18 protein-coding genes, 1 pseudogene and 1 other annotated feature are annotated in these 25538 nt (G+C 51.4%); of the genes and pseudogenes, 15 read left to right on the forward strand and 4 right to left on the reverse strand.

The features are described from left to right. Positions 1 to 9: 9 nt before the first annotated feature. The 13 genes from ACOZB4_RS30900 (at position 10) to pdxA (ending at position 18269) form a co-directional block, all read left to right on the forward strand. Positions 10 to 1998 (forward strand): TerB N-terminal domain-containing protein, encoded by a 1989-nt coding sequence (locus tag ACOZB4_RS30900; RefSeq protein ID WP_379414093.1) that lies wholly within the window; start codon positions 10 to 12, stop codon positions 1996 to 1998. 62 nt (positions 1999 to 2060) lie between these two features. Then, a complete protein-coding gene (locus ACOZB4_RS30905; protein ID WP_379414091.1) occupies positions 2061 to 3398 on the forward strand; it encodes an ATP-binding protein in 1338 nt (445 codons plus the stop codon). Then, positions 3395 to 5614: a DEAD/DEAH box helicase gene (locus tag ACOZB4_RS30910; RefSeq protein ID WP_379414089.1), complete on the forward strand. Its 2220-nt coding sequence runs from the start codon at positions 3395 to 3397 to the stop codon at positions 5612 to 5614. Before ACOZB4_RS30905 ends, ACOZB4_RS30910 begins: the two co-directional genes overlap by 4 nt. Further along, positions 5607 to 6419: a phosphotransferase gene (locus ACOZB4_RS30915; RefSeq protein ID WP_379414128.1), complete on the forward strand. Its 813-nt coding sequence runs from the start codon at positions 5607 to 5609 to the stop codon at positions 6417 to 6419. Before ACOZB4_RS30910 ends, ACOZB4_RS30915 begins: the two co-directional genes overlap by 8 nt. 174 nt (positions 6420 to 6593) lie before the next feature. Further along, a complete protein-coding gene (locus tag ACOZB4_RS30920) occupies positions 6594 to 7613 on the forward strand; it encodes a LacI family DNA-binding transcriptional regulator (RefSeq protein ID WP_098741376.1) in 1020 nt (339 codons plus the stop codon). 115 nt (positions 7614 to 7728) lie between these two features. Continuing rightward, positions 7729 to 8718, forward strand: a complete 990-nt coding sequence (locus ACOZB4_RS30925) for an ABC transporter permease (RefSeq protein ID WP_379414086.1) — start codon at positions 7729 to 7731, stop codon at positions 8716 to 8718. 24 nt (positions 8719 to 8742) lie between these two features. Then, positions 8743 to 9627 (forward strand): carbohydrate ABC transporter permease, encoded by an 885-nt coding sequence (locus tag ACOZB4_RS30930; RefSeq protein WP_083659649.1) that lies wholly within the window; start codon positions 8743 to 8745, stop codon positions 9625 to 9627. Between the two features lie 95 nt (positions 9628 to 9722). After that, positions 9723 to 11366 carry a sugar ABC transporter substrate-binding protein gene (locus tag ACOZB4_RS30935; RefSeq protein ID WP_379414082.1) on the forward strand — a complete coding sequence of 548 codons (1644 nt, stop codon included), beginning with the start codon at positions 9723 to 9725 and terminating at the stop codon, positions 11364 to 11366. Between the two features lie 122 nt (positions 11367 to 11488). After that, entirely contained in the window at positions 11489 to 12829 is a 1341-nt protein-coding gene (locus ACOZB4_RS30940; RefSeq protein WP_379414080.1) for a glycoside hydrolase family 30 protein, read from the forward strand. A gap of 182 nt (positions 12830 to 13011) precedes the next feature. Beyond that, positions 13012 to 14724: a PrpR N-terminal domain-containing protein gene (locus ACOZB4_RS30945; protein WP_379414077.1), complete on the forward strand. Its 1713-nt coding sequence runs from the start codon at positions 13012 to 13014 to the stop codon at positions 14722 to 14724. 237 nt (positions 14725 to 14961) lie between these two features. Then, entirely contained in the window at positions 14962 to 15951 is a 990-nt protein-coding gene (locus ACOZB4_RS30950) for a 2-keto-3-deoxygluconate permease (RefSeq protein ID WP_339269441.1), read from the forward strand. A 15-nt stretch (positions 15952 to 15966) separates the two neighbouring features. Next, a complete protein-coding gene (locus ACOZB4_RS30955) occupies positions 15967 to 17268 on the forward strand; it encodes a four-carbon acid sugar kinase family protein (RefSeq protein WP_379414070.1) in 1302 nt (433 codons plus the stop codon). Continuing rightward, a complete protein-coding gene (pdxA, locus tag ACOZB4_RS30960; RefSeq protein WP_379414068.1) occupies positions 17265 to 18269 on the forward strand; it encodes a 4-hydroxythreonine-4-phosphate dehydrogenase PdxA in 1005 nt (334 codons plus the stop codon). Before ACOZB4_RS30955 ends, pdxA begins: the two co-directional genes overlap by 4 nt. A 167-nt stretch (positions 18270 to 18436) precedes the next feature. On the opposite strand, the gene ACOZB4_RS30965 is transcribed toward pdxA, so the two are convergent. Further along, entirely contained in the window at positions 18437 to 19354 is a 918-nt protein-coding gene (locus tag ACOZB4_RS30965; protein WP_379414066.1) for an ArsR/SmtB family transcription factor, read from the reverse strand. A gap of 261 nt (positions 19355 to 19615) precedes the next feature. Here ACOZB4_RS30965 and ACOZB4_RS30970 point away from each other — a divergent pair, with 261 nt between their 5' ends. Further along, positions 19616 to 20059, forward strand: a complete 444-nt coding sequence (locus ACOZB4_RS30970; RefSeq protein WP_379414063.1) for an RNA polymerase sigma factor — start codon at positions 19616 to 19618, stop codon at positions 20057 to 20059. 50 nt (positions 20060 to 20109) lie between these two features. Then, positions 20110 to 20380 (forward strand) — a binding site (T-box leader). Between the two features lie 46 nt (positions 20381 to 20426). Continuing rightward, positions 20427 to 22067, forward strand: a complete 1641-nt coding sequence (gene metG / locus ACOZB4_RS30975; RefSeq protein WP_379414060.1) for a methionine--tRNA ligase — start codon at positions 20427 to 20429, stop codon at positions 22065 to 22067. 674 nt (positions 22068 to 22741) lie between these two features. On the opposite strand, the pseudogene ACOZB4_RS30980 reads toward metG, so the two are convergent. The 3 genes and pseudogenes from ACOZB4_RS30980 to ACOZB4_RS30990 form a co-directional block, all read right to left on the reverse strand. Then, positions 22742 to 22927: pseudogene (locus ACOZB4_RS30980) on the reverse strand (alpha/beta fold hydrolase); the annotation flags it as partial. A gap of 66 nt (positions 22928 to 22993) precedes the next feature. Beyond that, positions 22994 to 23851 carry an MBL fold metallo-hydrolase gene (locus ACOZB4_RS30985; protein WP_379414057.1) on the reverse strand — a complete coding sequence of 286 codons (858 nt, stop codon included), beginning with the start codon at positions 23849 to 23851 and terminating at the stop codon, positions 22994 to 22996. Between the two features lie 34 nt (positions 23852 to 23885). Next, complete coding sequence (locus ACOZB4_RS30990) at positions 23886 to 25526, reverse strand: extracellular solute-binding protein (RefSeq protein ID WP_379414055.1); 1641 nt, start codon at positions 25524 to 25526, stop codon at positions 23886 to 23888. Positions 25527 to 25538: the final 12 nt, after the last annotated feature.

Genomic DNA, 25538 nt, shown 5'->3' on the forward strand with positions numbered 1-25538 from the left:
TCATATTCGATGAAAAACGATAAGCCTAACAACGACAATCACATAGAACATATAAGACATACTACGCTCGTGAATGACCAAGGGATTCGTTTTGCTGAATTTGAGCTGGCCGGCGACGAGCAGGACGTCTCGTTACCGGACAAGCCATCAGATCATCAGGGGAAGGAACCCGTTGATTCTGCTGCCAGAGCGAAGGAATCCCTGATTGTGAAGCCGCAGGAGCCGCTCGATATGAATTGGGGCGAGGACTTCCGCTACGTGACCAAGGAGCGGCAATTCGTGCAAAAGGCGAGGGAACTCGCTTGGCATGTAGAGGGGGAGGCCCCTTTTGTAGCCTTCAAAAGCTATTGGCCGACCTACGACCAGATGGCCAGCGACCAGTTCAAATGGTATTTTTACTGGCGGGAGGAAGTAAGATCCGGGCGGTACCCGGATACGGACTTATCCTATTTGTTTGTCTATTTTTACGAGCTGATCCATGGCGTCGGCTGGAGCGATCCCCAGCAGGGCTATGCATTGATGGAGCAGGCGTGGACAGCCTACCGGAAGCGTTATGCCAAGCTGGATACGTACCTGCGGGAGTGGCTATATGATTTTATGATCGTGCATGGCCTGGATATGCCGATCCGGGAAACGTACCAGCGCTTTCCGCGCGTCTTGTCCGCTGAGCTGAAGGAGAAGGAATGGAAGCGCCGGTTCTCTCTCCAGCCCGTGGAGCTATCATGGGAGCTGCTGCTGGATTTGCTGGATTATGACGTGGAGAAGAGCCGTTTTTACCAGGAGAATGGCCGCAAGGATCTGGAACAGTATGCCCCGAAGGTGATTGCGCTCGTGGACAGCTATTTGACCAAAATGAAGGGGCAGCGCTTCATCGACCGCTTTCAGCCACGGCCTCGGCAGGTGAAACGGCATTTATTCCGCAGCGCCGTGTACGATCATGGGTTATACGGGCGAAACGTCGTGCTGACGGTGGTGTCCTTAAGCGAGTACGCTCCTCTGCGCTCCTATATAACGGGGCTGGTTCGCTTGACCGAGAATAAGCTGCGGGAATTGAGAGGCTTCAAGGGACGGCTGCGCGGCGCGGATGCGGTTGAGCCCGAAGTGGAAGAGATCATTACCCGTTATTTGAAAAAAGAGATTCAGGAGCAGCTGGAGGCACAGCGCAAACAGGCGATACCTGAGGTTCAGATCGACACAGGGAAGCTGCGCAGATTACAGCGGGAGTCGGACCAGGTCCGCGACATGCTGCTTACGGAGGAAGCGGGGCAGCAGGCTGAAGTGATCAACAGCCAGCCGGCAGTGGAGTCTGTTCCATCAGTTGGAGTTTCTTCAGCCTACTTCAAAGATGCGGGAACAAGCACTAACATGGCTTCGCCTTCCAAAGGCCGGTCCTCCCGAAAATCGGCGGCGAAGAAACCGGACGTGTTCCAGGCGGTGATGGATTTTGATGCGGATCCTTATGAGCCGGGCGCCATAGAGGTGCGTGATCAGCTTGATGAAGCAAATGGCATCGTTCGTTCCGTGAACACGGAAGAATCAGAAGCAGCTAATAGAAGGTTTATGGAGCCATCAGGGAGTGCTGATGATAGCACGATGCCATCCATGGACTCTCTAGAGCTCAAGCCACTGCCTTCATCGGAACATTCATCTGAAGCTGGGGGTATCCATGTTATGGATCCGCACGTTGTAGATGAAGAGGCGATTTCAGTGATGCCTACAGTAGGAGAGCGGTCGTGGCAATGGGAGGTAGAGGATGAGGAATGGCAGGAGCTCGCAGAGCGTCTCAATCCCATCCACCTGGAAGTTCTTCACGCCCTCAAGGCGGGAGCGAACCGTCCGAGACTGCAGCAAATTGCGGAGAAGGCCGGTTCCATGCCGGCGTTATTGCTTGATGAGATCAATGAGGCCGCGATGGATACCATCGGCGATCTTCTGATCGATGGAGAGGCCATTGCGGATGATTATATAGATATGCTGGAAACATTAAAGTCCGTGTAACCGGACGGATTGAAATCGTTTGGACTCGCTATGACTGTAAGATGCTTGAAAGAGGTGGAACTATGACGGAATTAAAAATACCGAAACGGCTCACAACGGCCCTCGTAAACTCTTTAACGGCAGGGGTTGTGCCGCGGGTGGGGCTTGAGTTCATCGCCGTCGGCCGGAAGCCGGAGGTGGAGTCCATCCTGCGCGATATGGATAATATCGCCGAGGGCGGCGCTGCTTTCCGCCTGATTACGGGCCGTTACGGAAGCGGCAAAAGCTTCCTGCTGCAGATCATCCGTAATTACGCGATGGACCGCGATTTCGTGGTGGCGGATGCGGATCTGTCGCCGGAGCGGCGGTTGGTGGGTACGAAAGGGCAAGGGCTTGCCACTTACCGTGAGTTGATGACCCATCTGTCCACAAGGACACGTCCGGACGGGGGCGCGCTGGAGGCCATTTTGCAGAAATGGATCGCCGCGATCCAGCAGGACATCATGCAGGAGACGGGCATGCGGCCGGATGACCCTGCCCTGAACGATCGGGTGGAGCTGCAGATCTATGCGGTGACCAACGGCATGCAGAATCTGGTGCACGGGTTTGATTTTGCGAAGGTGCTGGCTGCTTACTGGAACGGCTATAAGCTTGGTGACGATGACCGCAAAGGGGCAGCGCTGCGCTGGCTCCGCGGGGAAGTACCGACGAAGACGGAGGCGCGCAAGGACCTTGGCGTTGGGGTCATTATCGATGACGACAACTGGTACGAGTATATAAAGCTGTGGTCGGAATTCACGGCTGCCATCGGTTATAAGGGATTGCTATTGTTCATAGACGAAGGGGTTAACCTCTACAAAATCACCAACAGCGTGTCTCGTCAGAGCAACTACGAGAAGCTGCTGACCATGTTCAACGACACGATGCAGGGCAAAGCGGAGCATTTGGGCATTTATATGGGCGGAACGCCGCAGTTTGTCGAGGATGAGCGCCGGGGGCTGTTCAGTTATGACGCGCTGCGCTCCCGCCTGATTGACGGGCGTTATGGGAGTGGTTCGCTGAAAACCTACACCTCGCCCATTTTGAAGTTGGACATGCTGTCGTATGAGGAGATTTTGATCCTCCTGCAAAAGCTGCGGGATATTCACGCTCTGCACTTCAAATATGAAGCGCAGTTAACGGATGATCAGCTGATCGCGTTCATGCAGACGGCCGTGAATAGGCTGGGAGCTGAGGAGCTGCTCACCACCCGCGAGGTGGTGCGGGATTTCATGGATCTGCTGCATACGCTGCATCAGCATCCGGAGGCCACGTTTGAGGAGCTGTTAGGCGAGCGTGCCGCAGTGCAGCCGCAAGGCAAAGGGGCCAATGATACCAATTCGGATGATTTGGACGACCTGCTGGCGGAGTTTGAATTATGAGTGCGAATCCTTTTTCCAGACTGGCCCCGTTCATTCAGGAATTCATCTATAAAAAAAGATGGGATACGCTTCGCGAGGCGCAGGTGGAAGCCTGCCGCGTCCTGTTCGATACGCCCAACCATCTGCTGATCGCTTCCGGTACGGCATCGGGCAAGACCGAAGCCGCGTTCTTCCCGGCGCTGACGGGGCTGTACAACGAGCCTTCCAGTTCGGTCGGGATCCTGTATATCGGCCCGCTCAAGGCGCTGATCAACGATCAGTTTGAGCGCATCACCGATCTGTTGAAGGAAGGCCAGGTGCCGGTATGGCATTGGCACGGCGACGTGTCCCAAGCCGAGAAAACGAAGCTGATGCAAAAGCCGTCCGGCGTGCTGCAGATTACGCCCGAGTCGCTTGAGGGGCTGCTGATGAACCGACCGAACGCCATCCCGGCGCTGTTCCAGGACTTGCGGTATGTCATCATTGACGAAGTGCATGCCTTCATGGGAGCCGACCGCGGCATTCAGGTGCTGAGCCAGTTGACCCGGATCGAACGGATGGCTTCCTGCTCGCCTCGCCGCATCGGATTGTCGGCAACGCTTAGCGACTATGAGACCGCAGCTGGCTGGCTGGGCGCGGGCACGAAGAACGCGGTCGAAGTCATCGCCCCGCAAGGAGGACGGAAGCTGCGGCTGTCGGTTGAGCATTTCTCCTTCCCGGATGCGCGGGACGAGAAGCAGGCAGAGCAGCTGGAGCTTGCTCGTAAAGCTTATTACGATTTCGTATACGACAATACCCATCTGAAAAAAGCGCTGGTCTTCACCAACAGCCGCTCGGATGCCGAGCTGACCACGCTCGAGCTGCGCCGGATTGCCGCCAAGCGCGAGCAGCGGGATGTCTTCCATGTGCATCATGGAAGCATCTCCGCCATGCTGCGCGAGGAAGCCGAGGCCGCGCTCCGCGAAGGTCCGGGGCCGGCAGTTGCGGCGGCCACCCTGACGCTGGAGCTCGGTATCGATCTCGGCGAGCTGGAGCGGGTGATCCAGCTGGGCGCGCCGTACAGCTGCTCCAGCTTCGTTCAGCGACTCGGTCGCTCCGGCCGGCGCGGGGATCAGGCCTCCGAGATGATGTTCCTCTGTCCGGAGGACGAGGACGAGGAGGCCATGCTGCCTGCGCGCATGCCGTGGATGCTGCTCCGGGCCATTGCGGTCATTGAGCTGTATATTCGCGAGAAATGGGTCGAACCGCTGGCCCTGCGGAAGAAACCTGTTGGCGTGCTTTACCATCAGACGATGAGCACGCTCAAGAGCATGGGCGAGGCCGAGCCGCCGGATCTGGCGCGAGCGGTGCTGACGCTCCCGGCCTTCCGCGGCATCGAGCCGGAGGAATACAAGGAGTTCCTGCAGTATTTGCTCCAGACGGATCACATCCAGCGGACGGAAGAAGGCAGTCTGATCATCGGGCTTGGCGGGGAGAAAATCGTGAACAACTACCGCTTCTATGCGGTGTTTAAGGACGATGAAGAACATGTCGTATATAACGGGTCCGAAGAAATCGGATCGATTACGACCGTGCCGCCGCCGGGCTACTGCTTCTCGCTGGCGGGCAAGCTGTGGAAGGTGGAGGAAGTCGACACGAAGCATAAGGCCCTGTACGTGAAGTCGGCCAAGGGTAAGGTCGATACGTTGTGGCTTGGCGCAGGCGGCGATGTGCATACGCGCGTGGTGCAGAAGATGCGGGAGGTGCTCGTTGACAGTGCCATCTATCCATACCTGGCGCCGGGCGCGGTGAATCGCCTGGAGCGGGCCCGCCGACTTGCTCGGGAAAGCGGACTGCTGAAGCAGGTGGTCCTACCGGCGGGCGGCGACTCCCTGTTCATCCTGCCTTGGGCGGGCAGCAAGCAGTTCCGCACGCTGGAACGATTGTTGAAGCATAATCTGTCCGAGCGGCTGGCGCTGCGCTCCATCGTGCCGATGGAGCCGTATTATATGGTTGTCGCGGGTAAGGTCGATAATGAGACGCTGATGGAGGAAATCAAGAAGGAACTGATGGATTGTGAGGACGCCGGCGCGCTCCTCGATCCGGACGAAGCGCCGTATCTCGGCAAATATGACGAGTTCGTTCCGCCGAAACTCGTTCGCACCGCTTTTGCCGCCGACGGATTGGATCTGGAGGGATTGGCAGAGGCGCTGGGAATGGCATATGGAGCAGCGGGAAGGGGAGCTATGGATGTGTGACAAGGAAGAAGTACTTCCAGGTGGCAATGTTAACGAAGTGGTACGTATCGGAAATAACGTTCACCGTACGACTAAATGGAGTTCCTTCGTGCATGACTTGCTCCGACACTTGGAGAAGCAGGGCTTTGAAGGCGCCCCCAAGTTCATAGGTATTGATCATAGCGGTCGCGAGATCTTGTCCTTCATTCCTGGAGAGGTGCCGGGAAACCAATATCCTGATTTTAAACCCTATATATGGTCGGACCAGGCCCTTATCCAGAGTGCAGCGTTGTTACGGCGTTATCATGACGCCGTACAAGGCTTTTCAGCAACTTCAATCCAACCGGAGGCTGCGCATAACTCTCAGGCTTCGGAGGAATGGGACGATGAAGTGATCTGTCACAATGATGCCGCTTTGTACAATATCGTGTTTAGAGACGAAGTACCGGTTGCGCTGATCGATTTTGATTTGGCTGCACCAGGTCCACGAATCTGGGACATGGTTTATATGCTGTACACCTCAGTCCCACTAGCAAGCTTTGCAATAGATTCCACTACAGGGACATCGATACCTTATCGATCGGAATACCATGCTGCGGATCGCACTCACAGAATATCGCTGTTCTTTAAGTCTTATGGTATTGCTCCACCTCCCAACATGGAAGAGTGGACTATAAGACGCATCGAGGCACTATGCGATACACTTACAACCGGCGCGGCACAAGGCAACAAGGCATACCAGAGAATGATCGATGAGGGGCATGTGGCTCATTACGAAAAAGAGATTCAATTTCTGCAGGCACACTTTGAAGAGTGGTACCGATGAAGGGTACCGCTTTGAAGAGTGCCTGCTTTTTCAATATGTCTGACTACCGAGGGGTGGGACTAATCGAAAAAATATTTGAAACCCCTTCCAAAAAAGCATTGTGTTCACCTCACATGTATGGTAACTTATGTACATAAAAACGTTTTTATCGCAAAGGAAGAATGGAATGGTTATATGGGCAAAGTAACAATCAAGGATGTGGCAAGAGAAGCCGGGGTTTCCATTTCTACGGTTTCGAATGCATTAAATGATGTAGATGTATTAAACCCGGAGACCAAATCCCATGTGCTGAAGGTGGCGGAACGGCTTAATTATGTACCTAACCTGAACGGAAAGTTGTTGAAGTCGGGGAAGACCAAGATGCTGGGCTTCTTTACAACAAGCGTGTCAGGGCCTTACTTCTACACATTGGTGGAGTCGATGTCACGGGAATGTGACCGTCTGGGTTATGGATTGAACGTGTTTGTGACGAAGGATAAACAGGTGATTATGAGCAATATTATGGGCGGCCGGGTCGATGGCGTCATTATCTTCGAAGAGCTGAAGATCGATGATAGAGACATCGCCGCCATGGAGAAAGACAAGATTAAGGCCGTTTTCCTGGATCGCGAGGTTCAGAACGAGACGATGGGCAGCATCATATTCGACTCTTACGTAGCCGGTTATGAAGCAACCAAGTACCTGATCAGCCTGGGTCATAAGAAGATCGCCTACATTTCCGGCGTGGATACGATGTTTGACAGCGTGCAGCGGAAGGAAGGGTATCTGGCTGCGCTGAGGGAGTGCCAGTTCCCGATCGACGGAGACTACATACTGCAGGGCTATTTTGAGGAAGAAGGTTCCTATAACGCCGTCAAATCGTTTCTTCACTTACACCCCGGGAAAGTGCCGGATGCTTTTCTTGCCGGTAATGATGTGAGTGCCATCGGCTGCATTCGGGCTCTGAAGTCCCATGGATACGAGGTTCCGCAGGACGTCAGTGTCGTGGGCTTCGATGATATCGATATCGCGCAGTATTTTACGCCGCCTTTATCGACCGTACGCAATCAGATTGCCAGACAGGGGATTCTGGTCGTGGATCATCTGGTGCGCATGATTCAGAAGAAAGAGAAGGGCAAGATTCAGAAGCTTCCAGGGGAGTTGGTCGTTCGCGGCTCCAGTCATGTGAAGATGAATCGGAATGAATCGGGTTAAGCGAAGAAAATAAATCACCAAGGCGGTTTTTTAAAATGATTTTAAAAAATCAGGGGTTTTTTTCGCCCAAAATAAAAACGTTTTTATGCGGTTTTTGATCAAAGGAGGCTAAGAGGTGAGCAAAACAGCTGCAGTTCAGTCAACCGGCACAAGCCCGGTTCAACCAACCGGGAAGAAGCCGTTGGGGCAGAGGATCAAGGAATTCTTCATCGATTACAAGCGGCAATGGGAGCTTCAATCGATGATCATTCCCGGCGTTATCTTCATGTTTATCTTCTGCTACATCCCGATTTATGGTTTGACGATTGCGTTTAAGAACTACACCGTTATCGATACGCTGGATTCCGCTCCGTGGGTGGGGCTGGATAATTTCAAAATTATTTTGTCGGACAAGTATTTTTGGGATTCCGTCGTTAACACGCTGGGCATCAGCTTCTTGAAATTGGCGATCGGCTTTGTCATTCCGATCATTCTGGCCATTATGATTTATGAGGTCGGCATGGGGCGTTTCAAAAAATTCGTCCAAACCGTGTCGTATCTGCCTCACTTCTTGTCCTGGATCGTATTGGGCGGCATGCTCATTACCTGGTTCTCGACATCCGGCTTGTTCAACGAAATATTGCTTGCTCTAGGGCTGATTTCGCAGCCGCAAAACATTTTGCTTGATCCAAGCAAGTATTGGTGGATTGCAACGCTGTCGGATATATGGAAAGAGGCCGGATGGGGAACGATTCTGTATCTGGCGATCATGGCCAAGATTGATCCGACCTACTATGAGGCCGCAAGAATTGACGGGGCTAGCCGACTAAGACAGATTTGGAACATCACCTTACCGAACATGAAGATGATTATCAGCTTGAACCTGATCCTGACTGTAAGCGGTTTATTGGGATCGAATCTGGATCAGACCCTGGTGCTCATGAATTCGCAGAACCGGGAAAAGGCGGAAGTCATTAACTCGTACGTGTACCGGATGGGTATGACGCAGGGTGATTTCTCTTATGCAACCGCCGTGGGTTTGGGTGTATCCATCATCTCCGTCATTCTGCTTGTTACGGCCAACAAAGTGACCAGTAAATTGAATGATAATCAATCCGTCCTGTAGGTCATGCAAAAGGGAGGCATTACGGTGAATTTGAAAGCAGCAAAAGGGGATCTCGATAGCCGGATCTTTGATACGATCAACATCATTTTACTGGTTACGTTTACCATCATCATTGTCGTTCCGTTATGGAACGTTGTCGTTTCATCCTTCAGCTCGGGCAGGTCTCTTGCCGAGGGCGGGTTCATCTTCTGGCCTACGGAATTCTCGCTTGAGAATTATCAGGCCGTGTTCAGGGATGCAAACATATGGAATGCCTTCTTCATCTCGGTGGCCAAAACCGTCATCGGAGTCATCACGCACGTGTTCTTCTGTGCCATGGTGGGTTACGGCTTGAGTAAAAAATACGTCCGCGGCCGCAAGTTCTATGTCGCAATGGGTGTCGTCACCATGTTTTTCTCGGGCGGCATGATTCCGACGTATTTGTTAATCAAAGACTTGGGGCTGTTAAACAGCTTCTGGGTTTATATTATTCCCGCTCTATTAAGCTTTTACGATGTTATTATTCTGATGAACTTCTTCCGAAACGTACCGGATTCCCTGGAAGAGTCGGCGAAGATCGACGGCGGGGGCGACTGGAGGATTTTCTTGAGCATCTTTATTCCTCTTTCCATGCCGGCCATGGCAACCATCGCGCTGTTTAACGGGGTCGGGCAGTGGAACGATTTCATGACCACCAAATTGTATATCACGGACCAAGCGCTCTATCCGTTACAGATGATGCTGTATGAGATTATTGTGCAGTCCCAGACGCAATCGATGCAAAACATCGGGTCCGTCGCGATCCAGACGACCACCAAAGGGGTCCAACTAGCAACCATTGTCGTGACGACGCTGCCAATTGTTGTGATGTATCCAATATTACAGAGATATTTTATCTCCGGCATGATGCTCGGAGCTGTTAAAGAGTAGAGAAGCTGCTCTTTAAAGGAGTGGAGCAGAAGCAAGCCTGTAAAAGATTGGGGTCTAACAAGTAAGCGCTTTTATTTAAAAGGGAGGGTTACAGGATGTTGATGAACAAAGCTTTTGGCAAGAAAGGACTTACGCTGATTACGGCACTGATGGCAGTTGTGCTGGTTGTGAGCGGCTGCGGCGGATCAGGCGGCAATTCCGGCTCCAAGAAGGAAAATTGGATTTCGATTGAGGATCGTTATACACCGAATGCCGAGACACCGGCTTGGCAGTTGGATAAAAAAGAAGAGACAACCGAGCTCACATGGTACGTAAATGCCGATTGGTGGAATACGGATTTCGGCAAGGACGTTGTAACCAAGAAGATTAAGGAAGACTTGAACATCAATATCAAATTCATCACGGGTGACGACACCAAGCTGAATACGTTTTTTGCCGGTGGGGAGATGCCGGATCTGATCACGACGTTTGACTCCAACTCCCCGGTCGTGCAGAAGGCGGCGACATGGGCGCTGCCGCTGAACGATCTGGCCGAGAAATATGATCCATACTTCAATAAGGTAGCGGCGCAGGATACGCTCAACTGGTTCCAACTGAAGGATGGCAAAACCTACGGATATCCGAACTACTCCAATACGCAGGAAGACTATGACAGCGGTAACATTCCGGCCAAAACGGCATTTATTATCCGCAAGGATGTTTACGAAGCGTTAGGTAAGCCTGTTATGGGAACGCCGGAAGAGTTCCAGGCCGTTCTCGCTGATATCAAGAAGCAATTTCCTGCTCTGATTCCACTCGGCTTCAACTCCATTGGCGAAGGAACGGGCTCGCTTGGCGACGTGCTGCAGGATTTCATCGGCGTGCCGCTGGAGGAGAATGGCGGTTTCTATAACCGTAACCTGGATGAAGATTATCTGACTTGGGTGAAAGCGTTCAATACCGTGTATCGGGACGGCGCGATTAGCGATGACAGTTTTGCCGATGACGGAACGGCTTTTGAAGAGAAGGTTAAAGCAGGCAAATACGCAACGATTATGCTGGACGGCACGCCGCAGCAGGGCGGTAACCTGCAAAGCTTCTACAGCAACAATAAAGGCAAAGAGTACATCGCGATTGACGGACCGCAAAGCACGGCAGGACGTCAGTCGACGCTGAATCAATCCGGTATCACCGGCTGGATGATCAGCTTCATTACGAAAAATAATGCAGATCCTGCCAAGTCCATTCAGCTCTTCACGTACCTGTTAAGCGAAGAAGGACAAATGCTGATGAACTATGGCATCGAAGGCGAGACCTACCAAGTGAATGCAGACGGCACGGTGGAGTTCCTCCCTGCCGTGAAGGATCTTCAGATGAACAATCCGGATACGTTCAAGAAGGATTACCGCATGGGCGAATTCATGTTCTTCGGGCATGACCGCCATAAAGCGCTGAGCGGGGATGCTTTCCCGGATGCGATCAAGCAAATGCAGGAATGGGGAAAAGGCAAGCTGACGCCGCACTTTATTTTGGAGAATATCAACCCGGATCAGGGAACGCCGGAAGCGCGCTCTCTGACAGCCATCAATACAAAATGGAACTCCACGCTCGTTAGCATGATTCGTTCCAAGGATGATGCAGCGTTCGACAACCTTTTGAACGAATACAAAAAGTTCCTGGACGATAACAACTGGGATAAAATCGTCGAAGTCCGCAATGAGAAGATGAAGGCGAACAAAGAGAAGCTGGGCCTGAAATAAGTTAACGTTTATGGATGGGAGAGCCCCTTTCTTGACAGGGAAGGGGCTCTTTCCAAGTTAACTTTCGATATAGGGCGGGATAGGAAAGCCAGAAGACCATAAGAAACCTGGAGGGAAACAGCATGCTGAACATGACCATCTACCAGTCAAACGGGGAAGAGGAATTATTCGTTAGGAAAGACAAGGAGCGGCTAGCTCCCGGAACTTCGGACACGAAGCATACGGTTGTTATCGATGAGGAGCAGACGTTTCAGGAGATGGACGGCTTCGGCGCGTCCTTCACGGACTCCGCTGCTTATCTGATCCATCAAGTGCTGGAGACGAAGCAGCGTTCGGAGCTCATGACACGACTGTTCGATCCGAACGAAGGGATCGGGTTGTCCGTACTCCGCCAGCCGATGGGCGCATCCGATTACGCGCGAGACTTCTACAGCTACAATGATATGCCTGAGGGCCAAACGGATGTGGAGCTGGATCAGTTCTCCATTGCGCATGATGAGGAAGATATCATTCCCCTCCTGAAGGAAGCACTCCGATTGAACCCGGATGTCAAGCTGATGGGTTCCCCATGGAGTCCGCCAGGCTGGATGAAAACGAGCGGTTCGATGATCGGCGGAGAGCTGAAGCAGGAATACTATGCGGTGTATGCTAATTATTTTGTACGTTACATTCAGGGGTATGAAGCCAACGGGCTGCCGATTTATGCGATCACGCCGCAAAATGAGGCGTTGTATTCGCCAGGACATTACCCTGGCATGATCATGCTGCCCGAGGCGCAAAGCGATTTCATCAAGAATCATCTGAAGCCGCAATTCGTTAAGAACGGCATTGATACAAAAATCCTTTGTTATGACCATAACTGGGACAAGCCAGACTACCCGTTGACCGTTTTTGAGCAAGCGGGTGACGCCGTGGATGGTGTCGCTTGGCACTGGTACGGCGGCAAGCCGTCGGCCCAATCCGAAGTGTTCGATGCATTCCCGGGAAAAGAGGTTCATTTCACGGAAGGATCAGGCGGGGAGTGGATCCCACCGTTTGAGCAGGCCTTCTCCAATGTGATGCGAACCGGTATCGAGATTCTCCGCAATCACAGCAAGTCTTATGTGCTGTGGAATATGGCGCTGGACGAGAAGAACGGCCCTACCGTTCCGGGCTTTGGAAAAAGCACCTGCCGCGGTATTGTCACGGTAAATCAGCAGACGAAGGAGCTTACCTATACGCTGGACTACTACGCGCTGGCGCATTTTAGTAAGGTGATCCGTCCGAAAGCGGTTCGCATTGCTTCTACAAGCCATGAGTCCATCCGTTCGGTAGCATTCAAGAACACGGATGGATCGATTGCCGTTGTGTTGTTTAACGACAGCGAGCAAGAGGAGAATGCTGGACTGCATATGCAGGGAACGGAGCAGCTTAACCTCCGCCTTGCACCGAAAAGTGCCGTGTCCGTTTTAATAGAGGAGTAATTCTTAGGTAACAGTTCATAGATTTAGACAAGATAAGGCACCTTTGTCGGCGCCGTTAGCCCTTTCGGTTGATGGTTGCCTCGGCGTAGGTGTCTTTTCATATATAGAGTTGGTTATTTCATATAGAAACGGTAGAATAATAACAAGAATAAGGTTTACCAAAGAAAATACAGGTGACAATCATGACCATTAAAACGTTATTTATTGCTCCGTATCCCGCTATGAGCCATTTAATAGAAGAATGCCGGAAGGAAGAGCCGGAGCTGGAAGTCCGAGTCGAGGTCGGCAATTTACTAGAAGCGGTTCCTCTGGCAAAAGAAGGCGAACGCCTGGGATATGACGTGATCATTAGCCGGGGCGGTACGGCCAAGCTGATCGAGCCCGAGGTGGGCATTCCCGTTATCGATGTCCATGTTTCAGGCTATGACATGCTGCGCGTGCTCACCTTGGCCAATCATTTTCCAGGCAAAAAAGCCATTGTGGGCTTCTCCAATATTACGCTCGGAGCCAAAGCCATTACCGATGTGCTGGATATCGAGGTGGATGTGTTCACGGTAGAGAAGGCGCAAGAGGTGGACCGGTTGCTGGAGGATCTGAAGGCGAAGGGCTTCGAATTAATCATGGGCGATGTGGTGACGATGGAGGCAGCCGCCAAGCACCACTTGGAAGGGATTCTGATCCAATCCGGGCGCGAGGCCATTTTCGATGCGTTTCAAAAGGCCAAGTCCGCGTTTCGGTTACATGAACGGACGCAGTGGGAAATATCCTTTCTACAAGCACTGCTGGAGGAAACGGCCGCGAACCTTACCGTATTGGATGCTGAGGGAGAGGTTGTATATGAACAGTGGCCGGATTTCGGTTCCTGTCCGCTCCCTGTGGAAGCCTTACAAGCCGATCTTCGGCTAAACCGGGAGGCGGAAGCCTCCATCCTGATACATGAAAACGGAACCCGGAAGTTTAAACAGAAAAGGACGCTGAAAGTGATACAGGGAAAACGGTACTACCTGTACACTTTTTCCGAGGTGAAGCAGAATGGGGAGGCCGCAGGCTATCATGTCGAGGCGATCACCCAATTGCCGATGTTGATTTCGCAAAGCGAAGCGATGCACGGTTGCCTGCAGCGGATCGAGGATCTACTGGACAGCCGCATCCTGATTCTCATCGGTGAAGCCGGAACAGGCAAGCAGCTGCTCTCCCGGTATATTCATTACCGCAAGAACGAAGGCCAGGGCTTGTATGTCCGGCTTACCGCAAAGCAGGCCATGGCCTTGTCAGGAAAAGACGAAGAAGAAGCTTGGGACAACGATATCCGCACGCTGTACATCCATGGATTGGAAACGATCGCTCCACAAGAAATGGCGAATTTGAAGCCGTGGATGAACGAGATGAAAGACCGGGGGTTCACGATCATCCTCTCGCTGGAAAAGGATGATTCGAATTATCATCCACTCCTGCTGGACGAGGAGGCGGCAAGAATCGCCGTGCCGGCTCTGCGTGAGCGCAGGGAGGACATCAAGCCGCTGGTGACTTATTATATTGCGTCCTATCATGGAACGTTAGGGACTTCACCAGTCAAGATCAAGGATGAAGCGATTCTCCTGCTGACCCAGTACGATTGGCCGGGCAACGTGTCGGAACTGAAAATCCTGCTCCAGGACGCAGTGACGGAGGAGAAGGGCTACGTGATCGGCAAGCCACTCATTTCCCGGCTTCTAGCCAAGAAGGAAGAACATCCGTCAGCTGCGATGGGCCCTGAGTTTCTTCGCGGTACGCTGGATGAGATCGAGAAGAGGATCATCGACGCGATTATGGAGGAAGAACAATTTAATCAGACGAAGGTTGCGGAACGGCTCGGAATCAACCGTTCGACCCTGTGGAGAAAGCTGAAACAATAGTTTCAGCTTTTTTTGTTTTGCGATCAATAGATCCCTCCGTTTCGGCAGATATTAGGGGAGTAGGAATATATTTCAACAATCTATAACTAACACAGCAATCGATCGTTTAAATTTGCAACAATTAATCTTTAATATGTTGCAAATTTAATTGGATGCACTTACAATTATCCCTGCAAGCGATTTCAATATTAAATCACTGTTTAATATTGAAACAATTATTAAAGGGGTGTTACAATAATGAAGATTAAAGCGACGTTGGATCGGATTCCTGGAGGTATGATGGTGGTGCCGTTGCTTATTGCAGCAGTCATCAACACCTTTGCACCGGATCTACTCCGGATCGGGAATTTCACGGAGTCTTTATTTGTAAACGGTTCAAGTACATTGATTGCGCTGTTCCTCCTCTGTACGGGGGCACAGATTAACGTCAAGTCCTTTGGCGTTTCCGTCGGAAAAGGGGCCACGCTGCTTGTCACGAAGTGGGTGGTCGGCGCAGCGTTCGGTCTGATTGCTTACCTGTTTGCCGGAGAGAATGGATTGTGGCTGGGTTTGGCGCCGATTGCCGTCATTGCGGCGATGACCAACAGTAATGGGGGATTGTTCGTAGCCTTGGTAGGCCAATATGGCAGTAAGGAAGACCGTGCCGCCTATTCACTGCTTGCCCTGAATGACGGACCTTTCCTCACCATGGTTGCGTTATCGATCTTCGGCGCCATGGGATTCGTGGACGGCATGTTCTCCTTCGTGTCCTTTATCTCCGTTCTTCTTCCGATTATTGTAGGGATGGTGCTGGGTAATCTGGATGAAGAGATGCGCAAGTTTTTGGACAAAGGCAGCTCCATGCTGATTCCATTCTTTGCATTTGCGCTCGGAATGGGCATTGACTTCGGAGCGATCGTGGATGGCGGCTTGTCGGGTATCATTCTTGGATTACTGACGGTTTTTGTTACAGGTACCGCAGGATATTTTGTGTTTAAAGCATTGAAATGGAATCCGATCGTGGGGGCTGCGGAAGGCTCCACAGCCGGTAATGCCGTGGCTACGCCTGCCGCGATTGGGGTGGCGAATGCATCCTTTGCGGCATTTACCGATATTGCGACGGTGCAGGTTGCAGCGTCCGTGGTAACGACCGCCATCCTGCTTCCTTTATATGTCGGATTTTTAGTGAAGCGTCTAGAGAAGAAAGGGCACTCATTTGATACAAATACAGCAGATGCCGAATCATAGAAGGTGTGATGAAATGTGATAAAACAAATTGGAATCATCGCGGACGATTTGACCGGTGCGAATGACTCTGGCGTACAATTGGCGAAGAAGGGACTGGTTTCCACCGTTGTATTCGATCATCGCCATTACCGTCAGGACACCCGTGCCGAAGTGTTGATCGTCGATACGGATAGCAGGGCGAAACGCAGCGTGGACGCCTATGAAGCGGCGTACGAAGCCGCTCATTTCCTTGAAGAGCAGGGCTGCCGCCACATCTACAAGAAGCTGGACTCCACCTTGCGCGGGAATGTTGCAGAGGAACTGCGGGCGGTGCAGAAGGTATTCCAGCCGGACTTGGTGCTGATCGCCCCGGCTTTTCCCAAAATGTACCGTACGACGGTACAGGGACATCACTATGTTCAAGGTGTACTGATCACCGAGACGGAGTTTGCCAAGGATCCCAAAACGCCCGTCATGGAAAGCTATATCCCGAAGCTGCTGCAGAAGGAAGGAGAGCCTGAGGCGGTGCTGGTTTCATCAAGTCAAGTGCGACAGCCCGCCGCGCAATTTATGCCATGGCTCCAATCCAAGCTAGCGGAAGGTCAAACCTGGTTTGTATGCGATAGTGAGACGGAAGCGGATTTGCAGGCGATATCGGCATTATTTTCACAGCTGGACAAGAAGATTCTATGGGCCGGTTCTGCCGGATTAATCGAATACTTGCCGGAGGCGCTGTCTTTGACTTCCATGGAGAAGGGGAGCCAAGACTGGGCCCAGGCGGATAAGGCGCTGATCGTATCAGGAAGCTTGTCCCAAACGACCCGGCGACAGCTTCGTGCCGTCGAAGATATGCCCGACTCGTTGATGCTGGAGATCGATCCGGCCGCACTGATTCGTGAAACTTACGATACAGAGGAGGCCCTGCAGCAAATCGCACAGGATAGGGACAAGCGCTACCTGGTCCTGTACGTGGACGCTTCGGAAGAAAACCGCAGACTTGCAAAAGAAGCAGGGGATGAGCGAGGATTATCTTCAACCGAGGTAAGCGAAGCGATCTCGCTGGGACTCGGAAGAATGACAAAAGCCATTTTACAGGCATACGCTGAGATCCAAGGGTTGGTATTAACCGGCGGTGATACGGCTAAGGCTATCTGTATCGAACTTGGAATGGGAGAAATGCAGCTGTATTCGGAAGTAGAGCCCGGCCTGCCGTTCGGAAGGCTTCAGGGCATGGAGAAAGGTTACTGGACCGTCACCAAAGCCGGGGGGTTCGGAAATGATCAATCCCTGGTAGATTCCTTGCACTATATAACAAATAAGAAAAAGGTGAGAACATGAGCCAGCATAAACCGGTTATCGGGATTACAATGGGAGACGCCGCAGGCGTAGGTCCTGAAATTATACTCAAGAGCCTCATGAATGAGGAGATGTATCATATCAGCCACCCGGTTGTGATCGGGGACGTGAAGATATTGGAGCGGGCAAAGTCTTTCGTGGGCAGTGACTTGGCTATCGAAGCGATTACTGCCGATGAGCTCGAGCAGGTGGACTACCGTTTTGGCACGGTTCATGTGCTTGATCTGGATCTGCTGCCAGCGGACTTGCCGATTGGACAAGTTGCTCCGGAAGCTGGACACGCCGCGTTTAAATTTTTGGAGACGGCCATCGAATTGGCGAAGGATCATAAAATTCAGGCTATATGCACCGCACCGCTGAATAAGGAAGCCCTGCATAAAGGGGGCCATAAATATCCGGGCCATACGGAGATTCTGGCGGATTTGACCGGAACCACGGACTACTCCATGATGCTGTCTGCACCAAATCTGAAGGTCATTCACGTTACGACGCATGTTGGCATCATCGACGCTGTCCGTTCGATAAACCCGGAGCGCGTATACCATGTCATTAAGCTTGCTCATGAGACACTGCAGAAGTCCGGCATCGCCGCTCCGCGGATTGCCGTTTGCGGAATCAATCCTCACGCAGGCGAGAACGGATTGTTCGGATATGGCGAAGAGGAAGAGAAAGTCATACCGGGCGTCGAGAAGGCACAGGCAGAAGGAATCCAGGTCGTAGGCCCGCTGCCGGCCGATACGCTGTTCTTCCGGACGGTTCGCGGTGACTTTGACATCGTAGTGGCTATGTATCACGATCAGGGGCATGGTCCCGTCAAAGTGCTTGGCTTGGATGCAGGCGTCAACATTACCGTTGGCCTTCCGATTATCCGCACCAGCGTCGATCACGGTACGGCGTTCGACATTGCCGGGCAAGGCATCGCCGACGAGAAAAGCTTGATGGAAGCGATCCGTCAGGCGGCGGAGCTGGCGCCTAAAGTCTAATGATGTTGTTAATGGGCGGGTATAGCGGCCGCCATTACCTTTTTAATCGAAGTGACAGCAGAAGATTCCGCAGGAATCAAGCTGTCCATGACAAAAAGATGACTCCACCTGTGGGGTCATCTTTTTTATTGTTCCTCAAGTCTGTTTGCTGTAACGGAATTCGTTCCTCATGACTGGGATAATCCAAACACGTAAGACTCCAAGAACGCTTTCAGCTGATTGAAGGATTCAGGTCTTGCACTGTATTTATATCGCTCATTCGGCATTTTGAAATGCATGCGCAGGAGACCCGCGGTTTTAAGCAGGGATAGATGATAGTGCAGGTTGCTCTTTGAAAGGCCGGTTTTCTGCTGCAATTCGGTAAATGTAACGGGCCCTTTAGCCAGGATGTGCAGCAGTACCAGCCGCTTCTCGTCAGCCAACCCCTTGGTCATCCGCAGCAGCTGACTGGTGGGTGTATCCTCGTCCACCTGCTCATCATCTACGGCATAGCTGATAATGAGTTGTTGGTTGCTCACGTAGTCCATCCGGTTTAACGGCTTGATGTGATAGGTAGGGATAAGAAGAATGGCGTTGTATTCATCTTCAGGATCGAGCACAATTCCGCTTGTTGCCTCATCAATCAGATCAATGTAGGGGAGCTCCCGGCTTAGCTGCTCCATGCGGGCAGCGGAACGTCCCAGCAAGTCGTGAATTTCCGGCGTTATTGTATAGGCCCGGTGCCACTCCGTCATGATCTCATGGCTGAGATCCCGGAATGTTTTAAGTCCCATCGGAAACCCGTCTTCAAGATAAGGCGCCAGGATTTCATACAATAGGCCTTCTCCCAAATCGGCAAACCAGGCAAGAAACCTTTCGACGTTGTCTTTTTCCGGGCTGTCTACGATAGCCAGGTGCAGATAAGCAATAAGCTCGAACAGGTCCAGCTCTTCGAGCTTATCCGTAAAAGATGCAGACAGTTTCTTCTGAATTTCTTTCCTCCACTTATTTCCTAGATCATGCATTTGGTTTTTATTATCTGTATATGCGAATAAGCTGGTGACCAGCTCGTGAACAGGCGAATAGTCAATTCGGATAACGGTCATGATCAATCTCTCCTTCAAGTACACATCATTCCATTTTTATGATACCACATCGTGGTGAAAATAAATATTGAACTTTTATTATGTTCATATATAATTGAACTTAAAAATATAGTTCAAAAAAATATGAACTAATGGGCGGCGAGGGGAGAGACTGGAGATGAACAATTGGTTTGTTGCGGAATATCTCATCAGGCAGCAGCAGATGGAAGTAGATCGAACGGCCAGAGAGTCCTGGAAATCTAGGCATGACCCGGTAAATTTGTGGGCACGCATCTTCTCGAGGAAGAGACGACCAATACAACCGGTCACGAACAGGGCCCGAAGTTGAAACTAAGGGGAACAAGGAAGAATCGATCAACCTACGAGGAAACGGAGCTGGAACCGATGGACTTTTTTTCGGAGAATCGTTTAAGCGAGTGCGCCATGGAGGCGCCTGAATCGATGATGAATAGCGAGGAGAACCATGACGAACTGTTATCTGCTGTGCTTACTCTGCCTGAAACCCTAAGACAGCCGATGTATTTGTATTATTACGAGGATTTCAACACTTTGGAAATTGCCGAAGTGCTCCAAATTGAGCCTGAAAATGTACGGAACCGCATGAGCAGAGCCCGCAAGAAACTGAAGATGATGCTGGGGAAGAAGCTGGGAGCGATACGGGATGGCCGGGAAAGGGCAAGAAAGGATGCGCATCCGTCCCCTTGACTTCATTCATAAAGTTCGGGTATGATTTCCAGTAACTTGAATAATGTTAAACAAAAGCAATGAAGAGAAAGAGTACCTTGGTAACGTCTTTGAACAGAGAGCCCCGGTTGGTGAAAAGGGGTAAGGAAAGAACCTTGGGAATATGGTCTCTGAGCTGTGCACCGAAACCCTGCAGAGGGTTGTAGGCTGTACCGGATCCCGCACCCGTTAACGTGCTAGGGTATACACGCGATATATGGCGTCGTACCTAAAGAGGTGAATGCCGCAAGGCATGAATGAAATTGGGTGGTACCACGTGAGCGGCAAGCTCTCGTCCCTTTTGGGATGAGGGCTTTTTTTGTTGTCCAAAAAAAGGAGGATGATTGATATGACGAACATTTTTATCGGCGGTGCCTGGCCTTATGCCAACGGGTCATTACATTTAGGGAGGCTTGCAAGTTTGCTGCCTGGAGACGTGTTGGCGCGTTATTTCCGCGCGAAAGGCGATCAGGTCCTGTACGTATCCGGCAGTGATTGTCATGGAACGCCCGTGGCGGTTCAAGCCATTCAGGAGGGCGTGGCTCCCGGGGATATTGCGGATCGGTATCATGGTGAGTTCGTGGATTGCTTTAAACAGCTGGGTTTCTCCTACGATTTGTACACTCGAACCGATCAGGCGTTTCATCACGCCGTGGTGCAGGAGCTGTTTCTTAAACTGCTGGAAAACGGCCATCTGTATCGAAAAACTATACAGCAAACGTATTGCGAAACCGATCAGCGGTTTTTGCCGGACCGCTACGTGGAAGGAGATTGTCCTGTATGCGGCAGCAGGGCCCGTGGGGATCAGTGCGACGCCTGCTCCACCATACTTGATCCGTCCGACCTGACGAATAGGACCTGCAAAATCTGCGGAAACCCTCCGGTGGAGCGGCCCACCGAGCATTTTTACGTAGCGCTGTCACATTTCCAGGCTGAGCTGGCGGATGATTTGAATAACGCCCGAGGCTGGCGGGATAATGCTGTGCAATTGACCCGAAGATACTTGGAGGAAGGGCTTCAGGACCGGGCGGCTACGCGGGATCTGACCTGGGGCGTGGATGTCCCCGTTCCGGGCTTTGAGGATAAGAAAATCTATGTCTGGATCGAAGCGGTCAGCGGCTATTTATCCGCTAGCAAGCAGTGGGCCGCGGAAACGGGCGGCGATTGGGAATCCTTTTGGCTCAAGGGGAGGGATGAGATTACCGCTTACTATGTTCATGGGAAGGATAATATCCCGTTTCATACGCTGATCTGGCCAGCGCTGCTGAAGGGGGCAGGTGACCTGCATTTGCCGGACCGAATCATATCTTGCGAGTACATGACGCTGGAAGGGAAGAAGTTCTCGACCAGTCGGAATTGGGCCATATGGGTGCCGGATTTGTTAAGCCGTTATCAACCGGACTCCATTCGTTACTTTCTCATTGCGAACGGCCCCGAGAAGCGGGATGCCGATTTCTCCTGGAGGGAGTTCATTCACAGCCACAATGGCGAGCTGCTTGGCGCATTTGGGAATTTCGTCAACCGTACTTTGGTGTTTGTGAATAAATCGTTTGGTGGGAAAGTGCCCGAGGGCTGTATATCTGAAGAGTGGCAGAGCAGGGTTGAGGCATTGTACTGCGAGTCCGGGGCGCTCATTGAGGGTGGGCGACTGAAGGAAGCGTTGGAGTCAATCTTCAGCGTGGTGCGCATGGCGAACAAATATTTTGATGAACAGAAGCCGTGGATTCAGGTCAAGGAGGATCGCGAAGCGTGCGGGACAACGCTGTACACCTGCGTTCAGATCATTGCCAATTTGGCGAACCTGCTGCAGCCGTTTATTCCGTTCTCTTGCGATAGGATACGAAGTTTTCTCTCGCTGGAGCAGCCTGTGTGGGAGTGGTGCCGTGTTCCGGCTGGCAGGCCGATTCATGACGTCGAGCTTTTGTTTGAGCGGATCGATACCAGCCGGATTGAGGAGGAAACGCGCAGGCTGGGGGAGTTATCCCTCTGATGAGGGAGCTCTCCGTTTCCCCCAAACCCCAAAGAGCGAGTCAGATGGAGTTGGGAGGCCGTGAGGAGCTATTGTCGTCATGATGCAATTGGTACGATGACCCTGCTAGGTAACATAAGAGCATGATCAAGGGATATAAGGATCTAGGGAGCTGAGTCCAAGGAATTAAGGAATTAATAGTAGAGGCGATTAATCAGGATATCGGGAACCGAGAATCGAGAATCGAGGAATGGAAGTATCAAGGGTCGCGGACTCAAAGAATCAAAAAATCAAAAATTCAAGAAATCTAAGTTTTTTGAATGGGTCGTGACTTTTTAAGGACAGTGGTTCCGCTATTTCTGTGTTTTTAGCCATTTCGTAGTGGTTTGAGGACATGAGATCCGCTATTCGCAAAATATTTCGGGATTAATCCGTGATTGTGTTACATTAACGGATTCTGTGTCCGCATGGGCTTAAAAAACGATGGAATATCAGCAATTAACGGATTCTGTGTCCGCATGGACTCAAAAAAGGAGCGGTTTTCAGCGAGAAGAGCATCCATCCGGACGATGCCGCTGAAGCCGTATGACCGAGAGTTTACCGGTTAAAACGCAAGTAGACGTAAAAGGAGCCCCAGCGGAATGCTGAGGGCTCCTCTTCATTACAGTAACGGCATACGTTGTATCTTCAACGGGTTAGTTACCCGTTTCATGAATCCAATCCGTTAATATGGCATCAAAAAGCTCAGGCTCTTCGAACATCGGATTATGGCCGCTCTTTTCAAAAATGACTTTCTTCACGTGTTCCTGCGAGTCGTCTACAGCATCCCAGAGCGATACGGGACTGACTAAATAGTCGTACCGTCCAAGACCGATGAAGACGACGGCTAATACAAACCAAGCCAACTCTCCTTTAGAAGGGGGGCTTAGCTTATCTTCAGCGATCTGTTATATGCTTAGCCCGTCCCAAGCAACGGTAATCGGACAAGGGAACGATTGGTCTGCAAACCAATCCACGAGCTCAGCATGGTTGGAGGTAAAGTGGTTGATATGAGTCAGGTAGATACGCGAATTGGCATGCAGCGTGCCTTGTTCAAGCAGTGTGTGAAATAACTCCATGCAGCTGAATGCGTCCAGATGCCCATTCGGATGGGGTCCGCGCCCAGGCGTCAGACCAAAGGTGCATTCGCTAATCAGCACGTCCAGCGACACATTCTCCAGGGCCCGGAACGTCTCCGGCAAATACCAACCGGTGTCTACGCCATAGTAAATTTTCTGCCCGTCCGGCCGTTCAATTAAATAATTCGCGCAGCTCTCACCCATGTTGCCCAAGTGATTGCCGCGGAGCGGCGTCACTTCCATGCCGGAGATTGTAACCTTATCATTAAACTCCAGCTTATGAAAAGCGACAATGTCGCGCGCCTCCAGGTCAGAAGTCATTCCTTTCATAATCGGCCGGCTTTGCCGATAGAAATCAACGATGTCATACGCTTGATCGGTAAAATAATAGTGCAAGGGCTCCGTCGTGCGTTCGATCGACATATTCCTTATATTCATCATCATGTAATTGAAATGATCCTCGTGCGTATGACTCACCAGCACATGCTGCAGCTTGGTAAAGTCGCCGTATTCGATTGCTTCCTGAAAGGCGTCCGCCCCTAGGTCGATGCAGAGCCGTTCATCAAGCCGAAGCATGGAACGGCGGCGAATTTCACGCCCTCTCTTTGTTCGAGCGTTGCTGCAAACAGAACATGAACAGAACGGGTTCGGAATTCCTTCAGCTGCGCTTGTACCGTAAAAGATCATGGCCTTGTTCCCCTTTCCCTCGGTTTCTCATCTATTATTGCTGATTCCAACGGTCGTAAGCCGCTTGATAGATGGCAAGGTATTTATCCAGCTTCATCTTGTCGAGCGTCTCCACAAATTTTTCCCAGTCATCAATCGGTCTTGCGCCCGTGATAAATTTAACGATTTGTTCATCTGTGAACGCTTCGATATCTGTTGCGTATGTGCTTAACTGAATGTTTTCTTCTTCCGTGAAATTCGGTATCATCAGCTTCTCGTCCGGTACCAGGAATGGACGAATGACATCCTTATTGGCAATCATTTCGGGAAGGACAGCCGCGCTTTGGTCTACATTTTGCGTGACGCGCTGCGGAATATTGCCGCCTTGAAAAATAGTATACTCCGAAAGCGCCTCATCTACAGTAAGCCCGTTAGGATTGTTGGCGAATTCATCCTTCAGCTTATAGAAGCCGTCTCCATCAATCGTGTAAGTAACGTCCTGGATGCCAAGCCGTGCCAGCGCGGTCCCTTCCTCACTAAGGAAATAATCCGCCCAGCGAAGCGTCGCTGCAGGATTCGGATTTTTGCTCGTAATGACAAAGGAGCCGATATCCCGAACCTTCGGGCTGACACCTGTCCAATACACGTCCCCATCAATTGCTTTAAAAACAGGATTTTGCACGTAATGGCCACGATTGTCTCCCATCCAAAGATTGTTGTTGCCTTTCGCTACGTAACCAATCCGTTCTTCATCGACCTTGGAGACCACCTGGTTCATATCCTGCGAGAAAATTTCTTTATCGATCAACCCTTCCGCCCACAACTTGCTGAAGAAGGTCAGCATATCCTTAAACGTATCGTCTGTTGCGATATAACGAATCTTGCCCGCATCATCAACATCCATATAAGGCGCGATAATGCCTGAATTGCCTCCGAAACCCCAGCTGCCGTAAAACGATCTGAAAAACTCATTGCCGCTGCTATTGTTTTCCTTGTAACCGGAAATCGGCAGTTCATCCGCTTTGCCGTTTCCGTTCGGGTCTTGCTCTTTGAACGCTTTCAATACTTCATAGAACTCGTCCATCGTTGTTGGCATCGCAAGCCCCAACTTGTCCAGCCATTGCTTATTGATCCACGAGGATGCAATCCGGCCGTCTGCTTCGCTAATATTCGGAAGCGAGTAAATATGACCGTCGGCTGACGTAATGGATTTGCGAATCCCGTCATTGGCTTCCATCAACGCCGAGAGGTTCGGCGCATAACCGGCTTCGATGTAACCGTCAAGCGGGATGATTTGACCGGAAGCCGCGTAAGAAGTTATTAATTGCGGCGACAGCATCGCCCGCATGACAAAATCCGGCAGGTCATTGGATGCAAACAGCAGATTTCTCCGCTCTTCGAAGGTGTTTTGCGGGACGGAATCCCAATCAATGATGACATTGGACTTCGCCTCGTAATCCTTCAGCCCCTTATGCTCGTTCCAATCCCTGACCAGCTCGTACTTTGCAACCAGCCCTTTCAGATGGACGGGCTCATTGGCAATCGGCATTCCCGTTTTATTAATAGTGGCTGTGCCTTCATTTGCGCCAGGCGCCGGATTCGCTGTATTATTCCCGCCATTACTGCAGGCGCTCATCATGAGCAGCGATACGCTCAGCAAGGCAGACAAGAGCAAAACATATTTTTTCTGGGTCATTCGTAGTCATCT

The sequence above is a fragment of the Paenibacillus sp. NPDC058898 genome (genome assembly GCF_049316025.1).
GTDB lineage: Bacteria > Bacillota > Bacilli > Paenibacillales > Paenibacillaceae > Paenibacillus_AQ.